The organism is Clostridium sp. CM042 (assembly GCF_055080995.1).
Map to the genome: position 1 here is coordinate 3,751,367 of NZ_CM143646.1, position 15,275 is coordinate 3,766,641.

17 protein-coding genes are annotated in these 15,275 nt (G+C 31.1%); 15 read left to right on the plus strand and 2 right to left on the minus strand.

Translation table 11 applies throughout. From position 1 onward, the window contains the following. Positions 1 to 14: 14 nt before the first annotated feature. Positions 15 to 1,337: an IS3 family transposase gene (locus ACWJJ7_RS17855; RefSeq protein WP_462961899.1), complete on the plus strand. Its 1,323-nt coding sequence runs from the start codon at positions 15 to 17 to the stop codon at positions 1,335 to 1,337. Positions 1,338 to 1,403: 66 nt separating this feature from the next. On the opposite strand, the gene ACWJJ7_RS17860 is transcribed toward ACWJJ7_RS17855, so the two are convergent. Further along, a complete protein-coding gene (locus tag ACWJJ7_RS17860; RefSeq protein ID WP_462963284.1) occupies positions 1,404 to 2,654 on the minus strand; it encodes a serine hydrolase in 1,251 nt (416 codons plus the stop codon). Between the two features lie 150 nt (positions 2,655 to 2,804). Here ACWJJ7_RS17860 and ACWJJ7_RS17865 point away from each other — a divergent pair, with 150 nt between their 5' ends. Then, complete coding sequence (locus ACWJJ7_RS17865; RefSeq protein ID WP_462963285.1) at positions 2,805 to 3,545, plus strand: helix-hairpin-helix domain-containing protein; 741 nt, start codon at positions 2,805 to 2,807, stop codon at positions 3,543 to 3,545. A 366-nt stretch (positions 3,546 to 3,911) separates the two neighbouring features. On the opposite strand, the gene ACWJJ7_RS17870 is transcribed toward ACWJJ7_RS17865, so the two are convergent. Continuing rightward, complete coding sequence (locus tag ACWJJ7_RS17870; RefSeq protein ID WP_216301781.1) at positions 3,912 to 4,172, minus strand: hypothetical protein; 261 nt, start codon at positions 4,170 to 4,172, stop codon at positions 3,912 to 3,914. A gap of 262 nt (positions 4,173 to 4,434) precedes the next feature. Here ACWJJ7_RS17870 and ACWJJ7_RS17875 point away from each other — a divergent pair, with 262 nt between their 5' ends. From ACWJJ7_RS17875 to ACWJJ7_RS17935, 13 genes are all read left to right on the plus strand, one after another. After that, entirely contained in the window at positions 4,435 to 4,815 is a 381-nt protein-coding gene (locus ACWJJ7_RS17875; protein ID WP_462963286.1) for a hypothetical protein, read from the plus strand. Next, positions 4,799 to 5,839: a V-type ATPase subunit gene (locus ACWJJ7_RS17880; RefSeq protein WP_462963287.1), complete on the plus strand. Its 1,041-nt coding sequence runs from the start codon at positions 4,799 to 4,801 to the stop codon at positions 5,837 to 5,839. The genes ACWJJ7_RS17875 and ACWJJ7_RS17880 overlap by 17 nt, the downstream gene beginning before the upstream one ends. A 38-nt stretch (positions 5,840 to 5,877) precedes the next feature. Then, on the plus strand, positions 5,878 to 7,845 hold the full coding sequence (locus ACWJJ7_RS17885; protein WP_462963288.1) for a V-type ATP synthase subunit I: 1,968 nt from the start codon (positions 5,878 to 5,880) through the stop codon (positions 7,843 to 7,845). 92 nt (positions 7,846 to 7,937) lie between these two features. Beyond that, positions 7,938 to 8,363, plus strand: coding sequence for an ATP synthase subunit C (locus tag ACWJJ7_RS17890; RefSeq protein WP_462963289.1), 426 nt, complete (start codon positions 7,938 to 7,940; stop codon positions 8,361 to 8,363). Positions 8,364 to 8,382: 19 nt separating this feature from the next. Further along, positions 8,383 to 8,691, plus strand: a complete 309-nt coding sequence (locus ACWJJ7_RS17895; RefSeq protein ID WP_462963290.1) for a V-type ATP synthase subunit F — start codon at positions 8,383 to 8,385, stop codon at positions 8,689 to 8,691. 58 nt (positions 8,692 to 8,749) lie between these two features. Beyond that, on the plus strand, positions 8,750 to 9,361 hold the full coding sequence (locus ACWJJ7_RS17900; RefSeq protein WP_462963291.1) for a V-type ATP synthase subunit E: 612 nt from the start codon (positions 8,750 to 8,752) through the stop codon (positions 9,359 to 9,361). Between the two features lie 16 nt (positions 9,362 to 9,377). Then, positions 9,378 to 11,135 (plus strand): V-type ATP synthase subunit A, encoded by a 1,758-nt coding sequence (locus ACWJJ7_RS17905; RefSeq protein WP_462963292.1) that lies wholly within the window; start codon positions 9,378 to 9,380, stop codon positions 11,133 to 11,135. A 42-nt stretch (positions 11,136 to 11,177) separates the two neighbouring features. Then, entirely contained in the window at positions 11,178 to 12,560 is a 1,383-nt protein-coding gene (locus tag ACWJJ7_RS17910) for a V-type ATP synthase subunit B (protein WP_462963293.1), read from the plus strand. Position 12,561: 1 nt separating this feature from the next. After that, positions 12,562 to 13,182 (plus strand): V-type ATP synthase subunit D, encoded by a 621-nt coding sequence (locus ACWJJ7_RS17915; RefSeq protein WP_462963294.1) that lies wholly within the window; start codon positions 12,562 to 12,564, stop codon positions 13,180 to 13,182. A 256-nt stretch (positions 13,183 to 13,438) separates the two neighbouring features. Further along, entirely contained in the window at positions 13,439 to 13,621 is a 183-nt protein-coding gene (locus ACWJJ7_RS17920; protein ID WP_165413720.1) for a hypothetical protein, read from the plus strand. 188 nt (positions 13,622 to 13,809) lie between these two features. Continuing rightward, positions 13,810 to 13,974 carry a zinc-ribbon domain-containing protein gene (locus tag ACWJJ7_RS17925; RefSeq protein ID WP_165413721.1) on the plus strand — a complete coding sequence of 55 codons (165 nt, stop codon included), beginning with the start codon at positions 13,810 to 13,812 and terminating at the stop codon, positions 13,972 to 13,974. Between the two features lie 163 nt (positions 13,975 to 14,137). Continuing rightward, on the plus strand, positions 14,138 to 14,683 hold the full coding sequence (locus ACWJJ7_RS17930) for an MORN repeat-containing protein (protein WP_462963295.1): 546 nt from the start codon (positions 14,138 to 14,140) through the stop codon (positions 14,681 to 14,683). A gap of 220 nt (positions 14,684 to 14,903) precedes the next feature. Further along, positions 14,904 to 15,071: a hypothetical protein gene (locus ACWJJ7_RS17935; RefSeq protein WP_462963296.1), complete on the plus strand. Its 168-nt coding sequence runs from the start codon at positions 14,904 to 14,906 to the stop codon at positions 15,069 to 15,071. Positions 15,072 to 15,275: the final 204 nt, after the last annotated feature.

Sequence of the window (15,275 nt, forward strand, 5' to 3'; positions counted from 1 at the left end):
AGGTTGTGAGCATTATGAGTAAAAAAGTATTTACTAATGAACAAATTTTAGCGCTCTCAAAAAACAGATATATTAAACGAGTTAGTGAAAAAGGAATTACATATACAGATGAGTTCAAATCCTTATTTGTAGCTGAGCATATAATGGGGAAATTATCGTCTCAGATTTTTCAAGATGCAGGGTTCGATATAGAAACACTTGGTAATACTAGAATCAAGTCTTCTAGTAAGAGGTGGCGCAAGGCTTATAAGGAATCTGGCGAATTAGGCCTTAGAGATACTAGAAAATTCAGCAGTGGACGCCCACTTAAACGTGAATTAACCCTAGAAGAAATAATCACAAGAAAAGATGCTGAGATTGAATACTGGAAGGCAGAAGCAGAACTATTAAAAAAAATCGAGCTGCAAGAAAGGCAGGTGAAAAACGGTAGTTTAAGGATCTCTTCAATTTTTGCACTTATTCAGAACATTCTCTCTAAATCTAAATATAAAAATATGATTAGACATCTATGTGGTGTAATTGGAGTATCAAGATCAGGTTATTATAATTACCTAAAATCAGAATCTACACGTAATATTCGAGAACAAAGAGATTTACAATTAAGGAAAATAGTTCTTAAGGCATTTGAACATAGGGGTTACAAGAAGGGTTCACGTTCTATTAAGATGGTACTCGAGCAAGAGTTCAATTTAATTATTAATAGAAAATGTATTCAAAGAATTATGCGTAAATATAATATCAAATGTCCAATTAGGAAAGCAAATCCTTATCGTAGGATGATGAAAGCAACTCGAGAACATACTGTTGTACCAAATCTTTTAAATAGAAAATTCAAACAGGACATAGCTGGAAAGGTTTTGTTAACGGATATCACTTATATGCCATATGGAGCTTCTTGTATGGCTTATTTATCAACAATTAAAGATGCTTCTACAAACGAAATACTTTCATACCACCTGTCTAAGCGCATTACATTAGATATTGCAACGGAAACGATTGAAAGATTAATTAGACGTCATAAGAAATTATTGACTTCAGAATCGTTTATACATTCTGATCAAGGGGCTCATTATACCAGTCCCAAATTTCAAAAACTACTTAAAAAATATAAACTTGGACAGTCAATGTCTAGAAGAGGAAACTGTTGGGACAATGCCCCACAAGAATCATTTTTTGGTCATATGAAGGATGAGATTGACTATAAAAGTTGTGATACATTTACTGATTTACAGAATCTAATTGATAATTATATGGATTATTATAACAACTATAGATATCAATGGGGATTAAAAAAGTTGACTCCTGTACAATACAGAAATCAACTTTTAGTTGCATAGTCTTTTTTAAATGTCCTTGACATAGGATCCATTTTATTTATACTTGGTGCTTTTTTATATTATGTTTTATTGTTTAAAGTGTCTAGGAATATTTCCTATTCTTTTTCCTCTTTTTCTGTTCTTTTTTTTTGTTATTATAACAAAGAACAATAGTGCTAAGGCAAGTGCAAGATATTTTAGTGCATTTATTGTGTTTATTGAGAGGAAAGGGGGTAGAACGCTCTTTTTAGCATAATCTATTCCGCTATTCAAATCTAAAGCATAAGAATCTTTACCATAAGTAATTGTAGCGTTGCTTATTAGATCACCTTTTTTAATTGGCGAAAGGCCTATTTTCTCTTCCTCAGTTTTAATAGTTGGAGTTAAAGTTGGATTTTTAGATTTAACAATATAAAGATCCTTTGAAGAAAGTAGCGGAATCTTCGTACCATCATCTAAAGTTAAATTTGATACTTCATCATTCTTATTAAATTGTTTAGAGAGTTCAAAATTATTAAATCCATAATCCAATAGTTTTTTACTGTCTGGAAAAAATGTCTTCTTAGAGTCATGTACAAGAGATACTATAAGTTTTTGGTCATTTCTGCTGGCTACGGCAATAAAGGAATGCTGTGATTGGATAGTATATCCTGTTTTTCCACCTTCACAACCCTTATAATAGTTTTCGTCACCAGTATGTATTAGTCTATTACCATTCCAAAGAGGGCGTACTTCTTTGGATTTATTTGTTCTTGCCATTTTATATGAAGGAGTTGTTGATATTTTTGTATATTCATCATGCTTAGTTAGTTCCCGCATAATTAAAGCTAAATCGTAGGATGAAGTTTTATGATTAACATCATATAGCCCATTGGGATTGACAAAATTAGTACTTTTACAACCTAAAGAATCGGCCTTTTCATTCATAAGCTTTGCAAATTTATTTGTGGAACCACTTACATGTTCTGCTAAGGCCACTGCACAGTCATTAGCGGAGGCTAATATTAATCCGTATAACAATTCTTTTACAGAAATTTTTTCGTCTTTAATGAGATATATTTTTGAACCATCAGCCATCTCTGCATTTTTACTTACGGTTACCACATCGTTTAAATTGGAGTTTTCTAAGACAAGAAGTATAGTCATTATCTTAGTGGTGGAAGCTGGGGGGTAAGCGGAATCTTTATTTTTCTCATAAAGTATTTTACCCGTAGTGGCATCCATTAAAACCACACTATCAGCAGACGTCACTGGTGGTTTTGATAGTGCTTTAACTGTTGGGGCTGTATTAAAAAATAAAAAAAGTGATGTAAGTGCTATCGTAATTAATTTTTTCATAAAGTACCTCCAAATTTTTCAACATTTATAGTATATCAAAAAAAATCTTTCTTAGCGATAGTATTTACATAAACTTGTCAATAATTTTATATAGGATGGCAAAAAAATGAGTACCTGTTCTGTGCCTGCGTAGGTTGACAAGGAGGAATTATGAAAAATAAAGAAAAAATAATTGGTTCTATAGTTATTTTGTGCATAAGTATTGTATTTATAATTGCTGGCTACAAATTGTCAAGTCCAAAAGAAAATGTTAATGCTGCGAATTATAAGGATATATTTGTAGAAGCTGATAAAACTTCAGAAAAAAAAGGTGTAGAGGGAGTTATTGCAGCTGGATCAAATAAAGTAGAAGATAGTAATACAAAAGTAGGAGGTAGTAATATTAAAGTGGAAGGTAGTAATATAAAAGTAGAAGATAGTAATATTAAAGTAGATATAAAGGGTGCCGTAAAAGATCCTGGTGTTTATGAAATAAAAAAAGGAAGTAGAGTTACTGATCTTATAAAACTAGCAGGCGGTGGAACTAGCGACGCAGACCTTGATGCTACAAATCTTTCTGCAAAACTAAATGATGAAGATTGTATTGTGATTTGTAAAAAGGGTGAGGTAAACAAAACACAAACTCCTCTGAATACTACTCTAAAGGGTAATTCTAACGATTCTGCGATTTCAAGCTCGAGTAACACTGAAAAGGGCGCTATTATTAACATAAACACTGCTAGCAAAGAAGAACTAAAGACCCTTACAGGAATAGGTGATGCTAAAGCTGATGTTATAATTGAATATAGGCAGCAAAATGGAGGATTTAAGGCTGTAGAAGAGCTAACAAAAGTGGGCGGTATTGGAGAAAAAACCTTAAGCAAATTTATAGATAAGATAGACATAAAGTAATTAAATCATCTTCTGAGGAGCTGAAATGTCGTTAAATATATATGGAATATTTGTATATTTATATGATTTTAGGATACAATATACAAATGAACAAGAAAAATTTAAAGTATGGAGTGTAGGATTAAACAATTCGACAAAATTATGCATATTGTTATTGAATATATCAGTGAAATATGCTAAAATTAATAACATACATGGGGGTAGGTGATAGTGTGCCTGCCAAGCTAAAATTATGTTGTAGTTCTAATACAACGAATGAATTCAATTTACACATATTTCATAATTAAATAGACATATTGCGGCTTAGATACATAGTTTTATGCTATCTGAGCCGCTTTTTATATTGTATTTCATAAAAAAAAGAGTTTATAACTCTTTTTTTAAATTCTCTTCAATAAATTCTATTCCGGTAAGTTCAATTTTATAATTTCCTCTAACCGCTTGTTTAGTTATAAGCCTTTTTTTCATTAAAGATTCAAGAGAAGATTTCAAAACTCTAATATCACCTTTACCATTACCTAGATTAAGTGCAAGTTTTATTTTTGCAATGCTTTGTGGGGATGCGGTTCTATTTTCATACAGATAGTTTAATATGCTATCTTCAATTTCTTTTATGTTATCTTTCATAAGTATCCTCCTTCATTAGCGTATTTAGCCATAATATATAAGTATACTACATACATTAGGTAATATAAAGAAAAATTATTTAAGAGACTGTCATGGTTTTTATATAGGAGGCAAGAGATAAACACAGGTAGCGTTAGCTTTGTATGGTATATATTGTAATAACGCTCAAATCCATTATTAAATGCTTAGATTATGCCCAAAATCACTTTCGACATTATGTATTAAGGGTAATATAATAAGAATATAATCAACATTCAAAATTATGAGAAAATATAAAAAAGTATTATTTATAAATATTGGGGGTGATGCTTTGGAATTTATAACTAACAAAATAATGAGTATAGACAAAGATGCTGAAAGCTATAGGAAGGGCATTGATGAAATGTTAAAAGAAAAACAAGTTGAATTTGAAAATATAATAAAGGATATGAAGGTTAGCTTTCAAGAAGAATCTAAAAACATTAAGAATACTATAAGTAATGAAAAAATGATGGAGGCAGAGTTTAGAGCTGAAAACATAAGAAAAGAAAAAGAAGAAGTAATAAAAAATATTAATAGAAAATATCAAAATAATAAATTAGAAATAGTAGATGAAGTATTTAACGCTATTATAGGAGTGGAAATCCATGGGAAGTGTTGTTAAGTTTAGTGCTATTAATTCTAAAGTAAAGGCAATGATGGGAAAGATGATAAGAGGAGATCAATATTTGAAATTACTAAAGTGTAAAGACTTTAAAAGTACTGTTAAAGTGTTAAAAGAGGAGACGAGCTATGGAGAACCTTTAGGAGCGTACAACTTAGAGAAGATGCATAGGGGTAATTTAGAGATTATTTTAAATAGGCACTATACGAGTATTTATAGCAAATTTATAAAATATTTTGATGGTGAATATAGGAAGCTTATAAAAGTTTTTTTTGTAAGATGGGAAATAGAAGATTTGAAAATAATTATTAGAGGAAAATATTTAGGCCTACGTCGCGACGAAATAGAAAACAAGCTAATTGCAAGAAGTTCCTTAAATACAATAAATTATGATTATTTATTAGCTTTAAAAAATGCAGAAGAGGTAATAGACGGACTAAAAGGGAGCATATATTATAAAAGTCTAAAAAACTTAGCTAAAGGCATAAGTGAAAAAGGTTTGTTTAGGATTGAAACAGAACTTGATTTTGTTTATTTTACGTCAATTAGGCGAGAACTCAAGCATTTAGACAATGAGAATAAAGAAGTGGTGCTCAGTATATTAGGCTTGGAAGCAGACCTTTTAAATTTAGGATGGATATATAGAGGAAAGACTTTTTACAATATACCTCCTGAGGAGCTGTTTAACTATACCATATATAATGGGTATAAACTTTCAAAGGAAAATATTAGAAAGCTTTGTTATATAAATAATATGGAAGAATTTTATAATCTAATAGAAAAAACACCGTATGCACATATATATGAAAAAGATGATTTTAATTCTATTGAAAAACGACAACGTGAATTTCAAAAAAAATATTTCAAAAAAAATCTTAAAGAAAATAAAACCAATATTAGCATGGTTATGAGTTATCTTGCGTTTTATAGGATTGAAGTAAAAGATGTTATATCTATAGTAGAACAAAAAAGATATGATATGGATATGAATGAAGGTATAAATTATGTTTCTGTCACATCATAAATGCTTATATACCCCAGAAAAAAGCAGGAGGTGATTTTGTGTCTATAGAAAAAATGCATATGGTTAATTTAGTAGGTGAAATGTCTGATTTTGATAAATTAACTAAATTGTTAGCACTAGAGGGCTGCATGCAGCCAGTAAGTGCTTTGCAAGAAATAAATTCGTCAGATTTTGTATTAAAAACTTCTGAGGGTAATATAGAGGCTTTAATGGATGTAAACTATATAAGACCTTACTTATATGATAAAGAATATAATATAAGTTTAAAACATGTTGAAAAACTTGCAAAGGCTCAAAATACTGTTGGTATAAGTTGCGAATACATTAAAGAGATGATTTTTGACTTTGATGCCATAGAGAATCAGCTAGCGCAAGTATATGAGAAATATACGATTTTAAACAAAGAATTTGAGGATTTAAAGAAAAAGGAACAATATCTTAAAAACACCTATGAGGCCTTAGGATTTTTAAATGATGTATCTATTCCTATGGAAGAGATTACTGCTATGAAAAATTTCCAAATGGATTTATATAAAGTGCCAGAGCAAAACATGGTTAAACTAAAAGCCAATTATGAAAATATTCCCTCGGTAATAGAAACTGTCTATAAGGAAAAAGATTTTGTTACATTTATAGCATTTACTCCAATGCTTTTGCTAACAGAAACGGAAAGAATTTTTAAATCTGCAAATTGCGAAAGAATTCTAGTGCCTAATCATTACATAGGCATTCCAAGAGACGTGGCAGTGGTTGTTCGTGCGGAAATATATCAAGTACAACAATCTACAACGAAAATTAAAATGGAACTTAGTGATTTCCTAAAGGAAAATTATAAAAATATAAAAAATATAGAAAATAGTTATGAATTGGAGCAAAAGTCTGGAGAAATTAAAAAGAGTGCGGCGTGCACAAATGAATTTTTTTATCTTTCTGGTTGGATACCTAAAAGTTTTATGGAGAGCCTTGATAAGTTACTTTTGAGTTTTGATGATAGGATATTGATTATTAAAAAAGACCCTAATAAGAGAACTAATAAAGCTATAACTCCACCAACAATGCTTATAAACAACAAATTGTTTAAACCATTTGAGAGTTTGCTTTTCATGTATGGTGTTCCTAGCTATGATGAAATCGATCCTACTAGGTTTTTGGCAATAACTTATACGCTAATGTTTGGTGCTATGTTTGGAGATGCAGGACAAGGATTAGTATTGCTTTTAGCAGGATTTATTCTGAAAAGTAAGGCAGGTAGGAGTAATATAGGCGGGATTTTTGAAACCCTGGGGGTAAGTTCTATAATATTTGGATTTCTATACGGGAGTGTATTTGGTTCTGAAAAAGTGATTAACGCATTGCTAATTAGACCTATGGAAGATATTAACGATATGTTAATTGGAGCTATAATATTTGGATGTGGTTTCTTAATTTTAGGTTTTATATTAGGAATTACTAATAGTTTAAGAAGAAAAGATATAGAACGTGGATTTTTTGGAAAAGAAGGACTAGCAGGTTTTATGTTCTACATTGGAGCTTTAATACTAATAGTATCTATAATCTATAAAAAGCCATTATTACCAACAACTATTTGGATAATATATTTTATTTTCTTTTTATTATTGATATTACTAAAGGAGCCGCTAGCGAATATTATTAAAGGTAAAAAAATATTATTTGAATCTGGAGCTGAGGATTACTTTATAGAATCAGGCTTTGAGGTAATAGAAACATTGTTATCTATGTTTTCTAATACACTTTCATTCATAAGAGTAGGTGCATTTGCATTAAATCATGTGGGCTTGTTTGTTGCATTTTCTGCTATGGCCTCTATGACTAAAAGTGGATTTGCTTCAGTACTAATACTGATAATTGGAAATATAATAATTATATGCCTTGAAGGGTTAATTGTATTTATACAAGGGTTAAGACTTGAGTATTATGAATTATTCAGTAAGTATTATGAAGGTGCAGGGGTTGCTTTTAAACCTGTGCAGATTGAACTTAAGTAACATATATATAAATATGTATTCTATGTAATTAATAATGAAATTTATGAACGTGAAAGTTAGTGCACTAGATATTAGAAGGAGGAATAACAATTATGACTATTTTATTAATGTTAACATTTTGTGTTGTTATAGTTACTATTACGTATGGAGTCGTTTCTCAAAGTAAAGTAGATGTTTTGGGGAGAAAAAAAGTTAAAAAAGCACTGAAAATAAATTTAGGTGTATTTATACCAGTTATGATGGGCGCTTTGATCGTAAATATTCCAAGCGTAGCACGCGCAGCGGGAACAGTTACAGTGAACCCGGCTGCAGGACTTGGGTATTTAGCAGCTGGGCTTTCAACAGGACTTGCAACTATTGGCGCAGGCTATGCTGTAGGTGCAGTTGGTTCTTCAGCCTTAGGTGCGGTATCAGAAGATCCTAAGATACTAGGAAAAACCCTTATCTTTGTTGGGCTTGGGGAAGGTATTGCTATATACGGACTTATTATATCAATAATGATACTTTCAAAATTATGATTTTTTAGGAGAGTGGATTATGAGAAGTTATTTAATAAGTGATAATGTGGATACTTTTGTAGGGATGAAAATGGCAGGAATAGAAGGTGTTGTTCTTCATGAAAAAGAAAAAATATTGGAAAAAATCAAAGAATTAAAAAAAGATCAGGAAATAGGAATAATAATAATAACAGAGAAAATTGCTCTTTTAATACCAGATGAGGTAAGTATCATAAAATTGTCAAAAGAAAGACCTCTTTTGGTAGAAATCCCAGATAGGCACGGCTGGAACCGCGGTAGCGACTCTATATTAAGATACGTTAAAGAGGCTATAGGGATTAAGATATAATGAGTATACTCATTATACAAGTATTATAGGAGCATAAGAATTCGCAGGAGGGTTAGTTATGACCACAATTGAAGATAAGATAAATTTATTTTCTAAGATAATATATGATAAGGTAAATAAAGAAAAAGAAGAAAAATTAGAAACATTCAGTTTCGAGGCAGAAAAAAAAATCAATATAGAAAAAGAAAAGATAGAAGAGCTTAGACGGAGCATCCAAAGGGAAGTTACAAAAAAAACTAATATTAAAGCAAATGGAATAGTAGCGAAAGAAAGGCTTAATAAGCAAAGGGAAGTGCTGTTTCTTAAGGATAAGTTGATTATTGATGCTCTAGAAAATGTTCGAGTAAAGCTTATACAATTTGTTAGTTGTGAGGAATATAAATCGTATTTTATAAGTAACATTAAAAAGAATTTGAAGGCAATAGATAAAGGGAACTACTATATTATAGTACTAAAAAGGGATTACGAAAAATTTAAAAGTGAAATTGGACTTATACTAAGGGAGTACTGTGATTATAATTTTGAAATGAAAATTTCAGAACAAGACCTTATAGGCGGCCATATACTAAAAGATTTTGAAGGAACATTTATTATAAATAATAGTATATATGTTGCATTACAAGAGAGTAAAGAAATAATTGGTGTTAGAGTTATGGAAATGCTGGCCTAAAAAGGGGAGGAAGAACATGGAAGGAAACATAATCGGAGTAAATGGCCCAGTTATAAAAGCTGAACATATGAAGGGCTTCAAAATGAGAGAAATGGTTATGGTAGGCGCGAGGAAGCTCATCGGTGAAATAATAATACTAGAAGAAGACTTTGCAACGATTCAGGTTTATGAAGAAACTAGCGGGCTTAAGATAGGTGAACCTGTAATTTCTACTGGGAGCCCTCTTTCTCTTAAATTAGGGCCAGGAATACTCGGAAATATATTCGATGGAATTGAGAGGCCACTCGAAAAGATAAATGAAATGTCTTATGGATTTTTACCAGAGGGTATAGGACTCATTTCTCTTGATGAAGAAAAACTTTGGGATGTAGACATTATCGCAAAACTTGGAGATGAATTAAAAGAAGGACAAATATATGCAAACGTTCAAGAAACTGCATCTATTATGCATAAGATAATGGTTCCACCAGGGGTTTTTGGAACTGTAACCTGGGCATGCGAAAATGGAAAATACAATATAGAAACCATAGTAGTTAAATTAAAGCAAGGCGAAAAAGATTATGAACTTAAACTTTATCAATCTTGGCCTTGCAGAACGCCAAGACCAGTAAAAGATAAAAAAACTATTTTTAAACCTCTTATCACGGGCCAAAGAATAATAGATATATTCTTTCCTTTGGCTAAAGGAGGAACTTGCGCTATCCCTGGTGGGTTTGGTACTGGAAAGACTATAACCCAACATCAGCTTGCAAAGTGGTCTGATGCAGATATTATAGTGTACATTGGTTGCGGAGAAAGAGGAAATGAAATGACAGAAGTTCTAGAGGAGTTCCCGAAACTTATAGATCCTAGAACGGATTTACCACTTATGAATAGGACTGTACTTATAGCTAACACATCAAATATGCCCGTAGCTGCAAGAGAAGCAAGTATTTATACAGGAATAACTATAGCAGAATATTTTAGAGATATGGGGTATCATGTTGCTATAATGGCAGACTCTACTTCAAGATGGGCAGAGGCTTTACGTGAAATTTCTGGGCGACTTGAAGAGATGCCTGCTGAAGAAGGATATCCAGCCTATCTTCCATCAAGAATTGCAGAGTTTTATGAAAGAGCGGGCTATGTAGAAAACTTAAACGGTACGGAAGGTTCTGTTACTGTAATTGGAGCAGTGTCGCCTGCTGGAGGAGACTTCTCAGAACCAGTTACTCAAAATACTAAAAGATTCGTTTCTGTTTTTTTAGGTCTTGATAAAAAATTAGCTTATGCAAGACACTATCCAGCAATAAATTGGTTATCTAGTTATAGTGGGTACTTATCACTTTTAAAGGAATGGTATGAGGAGAATGTGGCGGAAGATGTAATGGACTTAAGAGCAAAGATGCTTAAACTTTTATATGAAGAAAATAAGCTGCTCGAGATAGTTAAATTGGTAGGTGAAGATGTGCTTCCAGACGCGCAAAGGTTGATTATAGAGGTTTCCAAATGCCTTAAAATCGCATTCCTCCAACAAAACGCCTATAATATTGTAGATACTTACGCACCTTTAGATAAACAATATAAGATGCTTAAAGTTATAGAATCATTTTATGATAAGGGAAGCACGGCTGTGAAATTTGGAATACCAATTTCTGTTATAATAAACAAAGAATTAATGGAAAAGCTTTATAAAATGAAATACAATGTGCCCAATGATGAACTTTCGATAATAGATGATTTAGAAAGTGAATTAGTGAATTATTTTGATGGACTTATAGAAAAATATAGATAATGATTATTATCTACATTATAGAGACTAGCAGGGAGGTCCAATATGAAAAAAGAATATTTAATGTTAAATAAAATTCAAGGGCCTTTAATTATACTTTCGAGTGTTGAAGATGTAGCATATGATGAAATCGTTGATATAGTGGTGGATGGAAAGTATAACAAAAAAGGAAAGGTTGTTCAAATTTATAAAGACAAGGCTATAATACAAGTTTTTGAAACAACAACTGGTATGTCTGTCAACAATACATCAGTTCATTTTAGAGGGGAATCCTTTAAAATAGCGCTTACAAAGGATATATTAGGAAGGGAATTTAACGGAATAGGTGATCCAAGAGATGATGGTGGCGAAGTTTATTCTTCAAAAAAATATGATATAAATGGAAGGCCTATGAATCCTGTAGCTAGAAAATACCCTAGAAACTATATACAAACAGGAATATCATCTATAGACTGTCTTGCTACCTTAATAAGAGGGCAAAAGCTTCCTATATTTTCTGGGAATGGTATGGCGCATAATGAACTGGCAGCACAAATTGTAAGGCAAGCAAAAATTTCTGATGAGGTGGATGAAAAATTTTGTATAGTGTTTGGAGCTATGGGCATAAAGTATGATGATTCTAACTTCTTTAAGAAAAGTTTTGAAGAAGCGGGAGTGCTTGAAAAGGTGGTTATGTTTACAAATTTGGCAGACGATCCTATAGTTGAGAGAATAATAACTCCAAGATGTGCTTTAACTGCTGCAGAATACTTAGCATTTGAAGAGGACATGCATGTACTTGTAATACTTACAGATATGACTAATTATTGTGAAGCATTAAGAGAACTTTCTTCATTAAAAGAAGAAGTTCCAAGTAGAAAAGGTTATCCAGGATATTTATATTCGGATCTAGCATCACTGTACGAGAGGGCTGGGATGATGAAAGGGAAAAAGGGTAGTATAACACAAATCCCTATATTAACTATGCCTAATGATGACATAACGCATCCAGTACCAGATCTTACAGGTTTCATAACCGAAGGACAAATTGTTTTAAGTAGAGGGATAGAGCAAAGAGGCTATTATCCGCCAGTAAATATCCTTCCTTCCCTGTCAAGACTTATGAAAGATGGCATTGGTGAAGGCTTTACAAGGGAAGATCATGGAGATGTATCAAATCAAATATTTGCAGCTTACTCTAGGGTACAGGATGTAATAGCACTAGCTCAAGTTATAGGAGAAGATGAGCTTTCGGAAATAGATAAGATATATATGGATTTTGGTAGAGCATTTGAAGAAAGGTTTTTAAAGCAGGAGTATGATGAAAATAGAGATATGACAGAAACTTTAGATTTAGCTTGGGAAATTCTTAGCATATTGCCTAAAAATGAGTTGGACAGGGTTTCACCTAAGATTTTAGAAAAATATTATAAAATAGTGGTGCAATAATATGGAAACACTTGCACCAACTAAATCTACATTAATGGCTGCTAAAAATTCCTTGGACTTTTCTGAAAAAGGCTTTGAACTATTAGATAAAAAGAGAAATGTACTTATTAGAGAAATGATGTCTTATGTATCTAAAGCTCGCGTTCTTCAAAATGAGGTAAATATAACTTTTTCAAAGGCATATAAAGCGCTAGAATCTGCAAATATAAATTCGGGAATAACAGATATAGAGGACAAAGCTATGACTATAGGCGAAGCTAAAGACTATAAAATTTTATTTAAAAGTGTTATGGGGGTAGAGGTCCCTAAAATTATTTTTGAAAGAAAAGAAATAGAACCGAAGTATGGATTTTATAGAAGCAGTGCGGCTATTGATGAGGCTATGAAAGAGTTTAATAATGTGAAATATTTAACCTATGGGCTGGCAGAAGTGGAAAATGCTGTCTACAGATTAGCCATGGAAATAAAAAAAACCCAAAAGAGAGCAAATGCACTTCAAAATATACAAATTCCTAAATTTGAGGAAATAGTGAAATTTGTTACAGAAGTATTAGAAGAAAAAGAAAGAGAAGACTTTTTTAGACTTAAAGTAGTAAAAAAGAAACATAGACAAGAGGATTAAATCATCTTCTGCGAAGCTGAAATGACGTTAAAAGTTGAATAATAATATTAATAAAAGAATATTCAAATTATTCGAAATGTGTTATAATGATATTAGAATAGGAGGATAAAAAAGAAAAATTATAACTAGATTTAAATTTTACGAACAAATGTTAAAGTTAAGGAAAGTTTTAAAAAAATTACTGTTTAGTTTCAAATAATATATGTCAAATATATAATTATGAACAAAATTTTAAATAAATAATAAGAGGTGGAGTATGGAAGAATATAGGGGTTACGTAATAGAAGTTGTAGAAAACAATGAGAAAGAATATCCATATAAAGCAATAGCAATAAAAGAAGAACAGGAAATAAAACATAAGGGGCATAGTAAACTGCAAGCCATCGATTTTGTTAAGGGAACAATTAATTTAACAATAGCTCGAAATGCTAGTCAATAAATATTTAGTATTTTAAAAAGTATAAAAAAAACATTGCATATTAACAAAATATATGTTATTCTTAACGAGTTGGGATTGCAAAATCAACAACAACAAGATATTTGATATGATTAAAACATTACCTTTTTAGGCATATAAAGTAAATCAAATCTTAAATCTTAATATAATTAAAAAGGAGAAATGTTTAAATGGCTGATAAGACTATAGTATGTAAAGATTGTTCACAAGAATTCGTATTCACTGAGGGTGAACAGGAATTTTATAAAGAAAAAGGATTCGAAAATGAACCACAAAGATGTCCTGATTGTAGAAGAGCTAAAAAACAACAAAACAATAGAGGATTTCAAAGATAGTATTATCTAAGAAAAATTACCTATAGGAATTAATTCCTATAGGTTTTGTTTTGTAGAAAATTATTGCATAATTTTAGAAGAAATATGGTATAGTATATAAAAGAAAATGCAAATGATTGTAAATAACAAGTTAATGGTACTCAAGTAAGGGAGTGATTTGAATATGAAAAATATAAAATTAAGCAATGATAATTTAAATGAAATTAACAAGGATAATGTTAAAATTGGTAAAACAGAACATATTCACGGAGGAACCTATGAAGGAGAAAGAGTTGACGGTAAGAAGCATGGTGAAGGGACTTTTATTTATAACGATGGAAGTAAATATGTAGGCCTTTGGAAAAATGATCAAATGCATGGACAAGGTACACTTGTTTTTTCAGGCGGAGAAAAATATATAGGTGAGTGGAGTAATGATGAAAAACATGGATATGGAATATATACATGGCCCGATGGAGAAAAATACATAGGAGTTTGGGAAAATGGTGAAAAATGTGGTCAAGGTATTTGTACGTGGCCGGATGGAGACACATATGTAGGTGAATTAAAGAATGGACTTAGACATGGAACAGGAATTCATACTTGGGTCCTGGGCGAAAAATATATAGGTCAGTGGCAAAATGATGAAAGAGAAGGACAAGGAATGTATATATATTCTGATGGGAAAATTGAAATAGGAAAGTCTAAAAATAACCAATTGATAAGGTAAAGTAAATTATTTAAATAACAGATAAAAAAGTCTGTTATTTTTTTACTGTTAATAATACCGTACTTGAAGCGATGAACAGCTTTGAAAAAGATAATTTAATTGGAACATTTTTGTAATGAGTATAATATTATATATCAACAAAAGAAGCATTAATGCTAGAAACTTAGGAAAAATGACTTTAAACAAAAATATTTGCCTTCGGAGAGGGGGGGGAATATATATGTGTTGTTGGTGGATAATATTATTATTACTAGCTGATGGTAATGATTGTGACAGAAATGATTGTGACAGAAATGATTGTTGTTGCAATACTGTTTTTATAAATTGCAATAAGAGACATCATAGAAGAAACCATAATAGAAGAAACCATAATAGATGCGATTTCTAAAATTATCATAATTGGGTTTTGAATGATAGTATATAAAAAACTAGATTAGGCATTTAAAATTACGGAGACTTTAGTTGTTTATGCTAAAGCCTCCTATTTTTTATTAAAAAGCTATTCATTTATACTTATCACATTTAATTAAATGTGAACAAGCTGATTAATTTAAATATTTATTGGATAAAATAAAAGTTATGGAGGTGAGAA

What these genes read in the sequence shown, in the direction of transcription:
- ACWJJ7_RS17855 (WP_462961899.1), top strand. Translation starts at nt 15, where the DNA reads ATGAGTAAAAAAGTATTTACTAATGAACAAATTTTAGCGCTCTCAAAA.
- ACWJJ7_RS17860 (WP_462963284.1), bottom strand. Translation starts at nt 2,654, where the DNA reads ATGAAAAAATTAATTACGATAGCACTTACATCACTTTTTTTATTTTTT.
- ACWJJ7_RS17865 (WP_462963285.1), top strand. Translation starts at nt 2,805, where the DNA reads ATGAAAAATAAAGAAAAAATAATTGGTTCTATAGTTATTTTGTGCATA.
- ACWJJ7_RS17870 (WP_216301781.1), bottom strand. Translation starts at nt 4,172, where the DNA reads ATGAAAGATAACATAAAAGAAATTGAAGATAGCATATTAAACTATCTG.
- ACWJJ7_RS17875 (WP_462963286.1), top strand. Translation starts at nt 4,435, where the DNA reads ATGAGAAAATATAAAAAAGTATTATTTATAAATATTGGGGGTGATGCT.
- ACWJJ7_RS17880 (WP_462963287.1), top strand. Translation starts at nt 4,799, where the DNA reads ATGGGAAGTGTTGTTAAGTTTAGTGCTATTAATTCTAAAGTAAAGGCA.
- ACWJJ7_RS17890 (WP_462963289.1), top strand. Translation starts at nt 7,938, where the DNA reads ATGACTATTTTATTAATGTTAACATTTTGTGTTGTTATAGTTACTATT.
- ACWJJ7_RS17895 (WP_462963290.1), top strand. Translation starts at nt 8,383, where the DNA reads ATGAGAAGTTATTTAATAAGTGATAATGTGGATACTTTTGTAGGGATG.
- ACWJJ7_RS17900 (WP_462963291.1), top strand. Translation starts at nt 8,750, where the DNA reads ATGACCACAATTGAAGATAAGATAAATTTATTTTCTAAGATAATATAT.
- ACWJJ7_RS17905 (WP_462963292.1), top strand. Translation starts at nt 9,378, where the DNA reads ATGGAAGGAAACATAATCGGAGTAAATGGCCCAGTTATAAAAGCTGAA.
- ACWJJ7_RS17910 (WP_462963293.1), top strand. Translation starts at nt 11,178, where the DNA reads ATGAAAAAAGAATATTTAATGTTAAATAAAATTCAAGGGCCTTTAATT.
- ACWJJ7_RS17915 (WP_462963294.1), top strand. Translation starts at nt 12,562, where the DNA reads ATGGAAACACTTGCACCAACTAAATCTACATTAATGGCTGCTAAAAAT.
- ACWJJ7_RS17920 (WP_165413720.1), top strand. Translation starts at nt 13,439, where the DNA reads ATGGAAGAATATAGGGGTTACGTAATAGAAGTTGTAGAAAACAATGAG.
- ACWJJ7_RS17925 (WP_165413721.1), top strand. Translation starts at nt 13,810, where the DNA reads ATGGCTGATAAGACTATAGTATGTAAAGATTGTTCACAAGAATTCGTA.
- ACWJJ7_RS17930 (WP_462963295.1), top strand. Translation starts at nt 14,138, where the DNA reads ATGAAAAATATAAAATTAAGCAATGATAATTTAAATGAAATTAACAAG.
- ACWJJ7_RS17935 (WP_462963296.1), top strand. Translation starts at nt 14,904, where the DNA reads ATGTGTTGTTGGTGGATAATATTATTATTACTAGCTGATGGTAATGAT.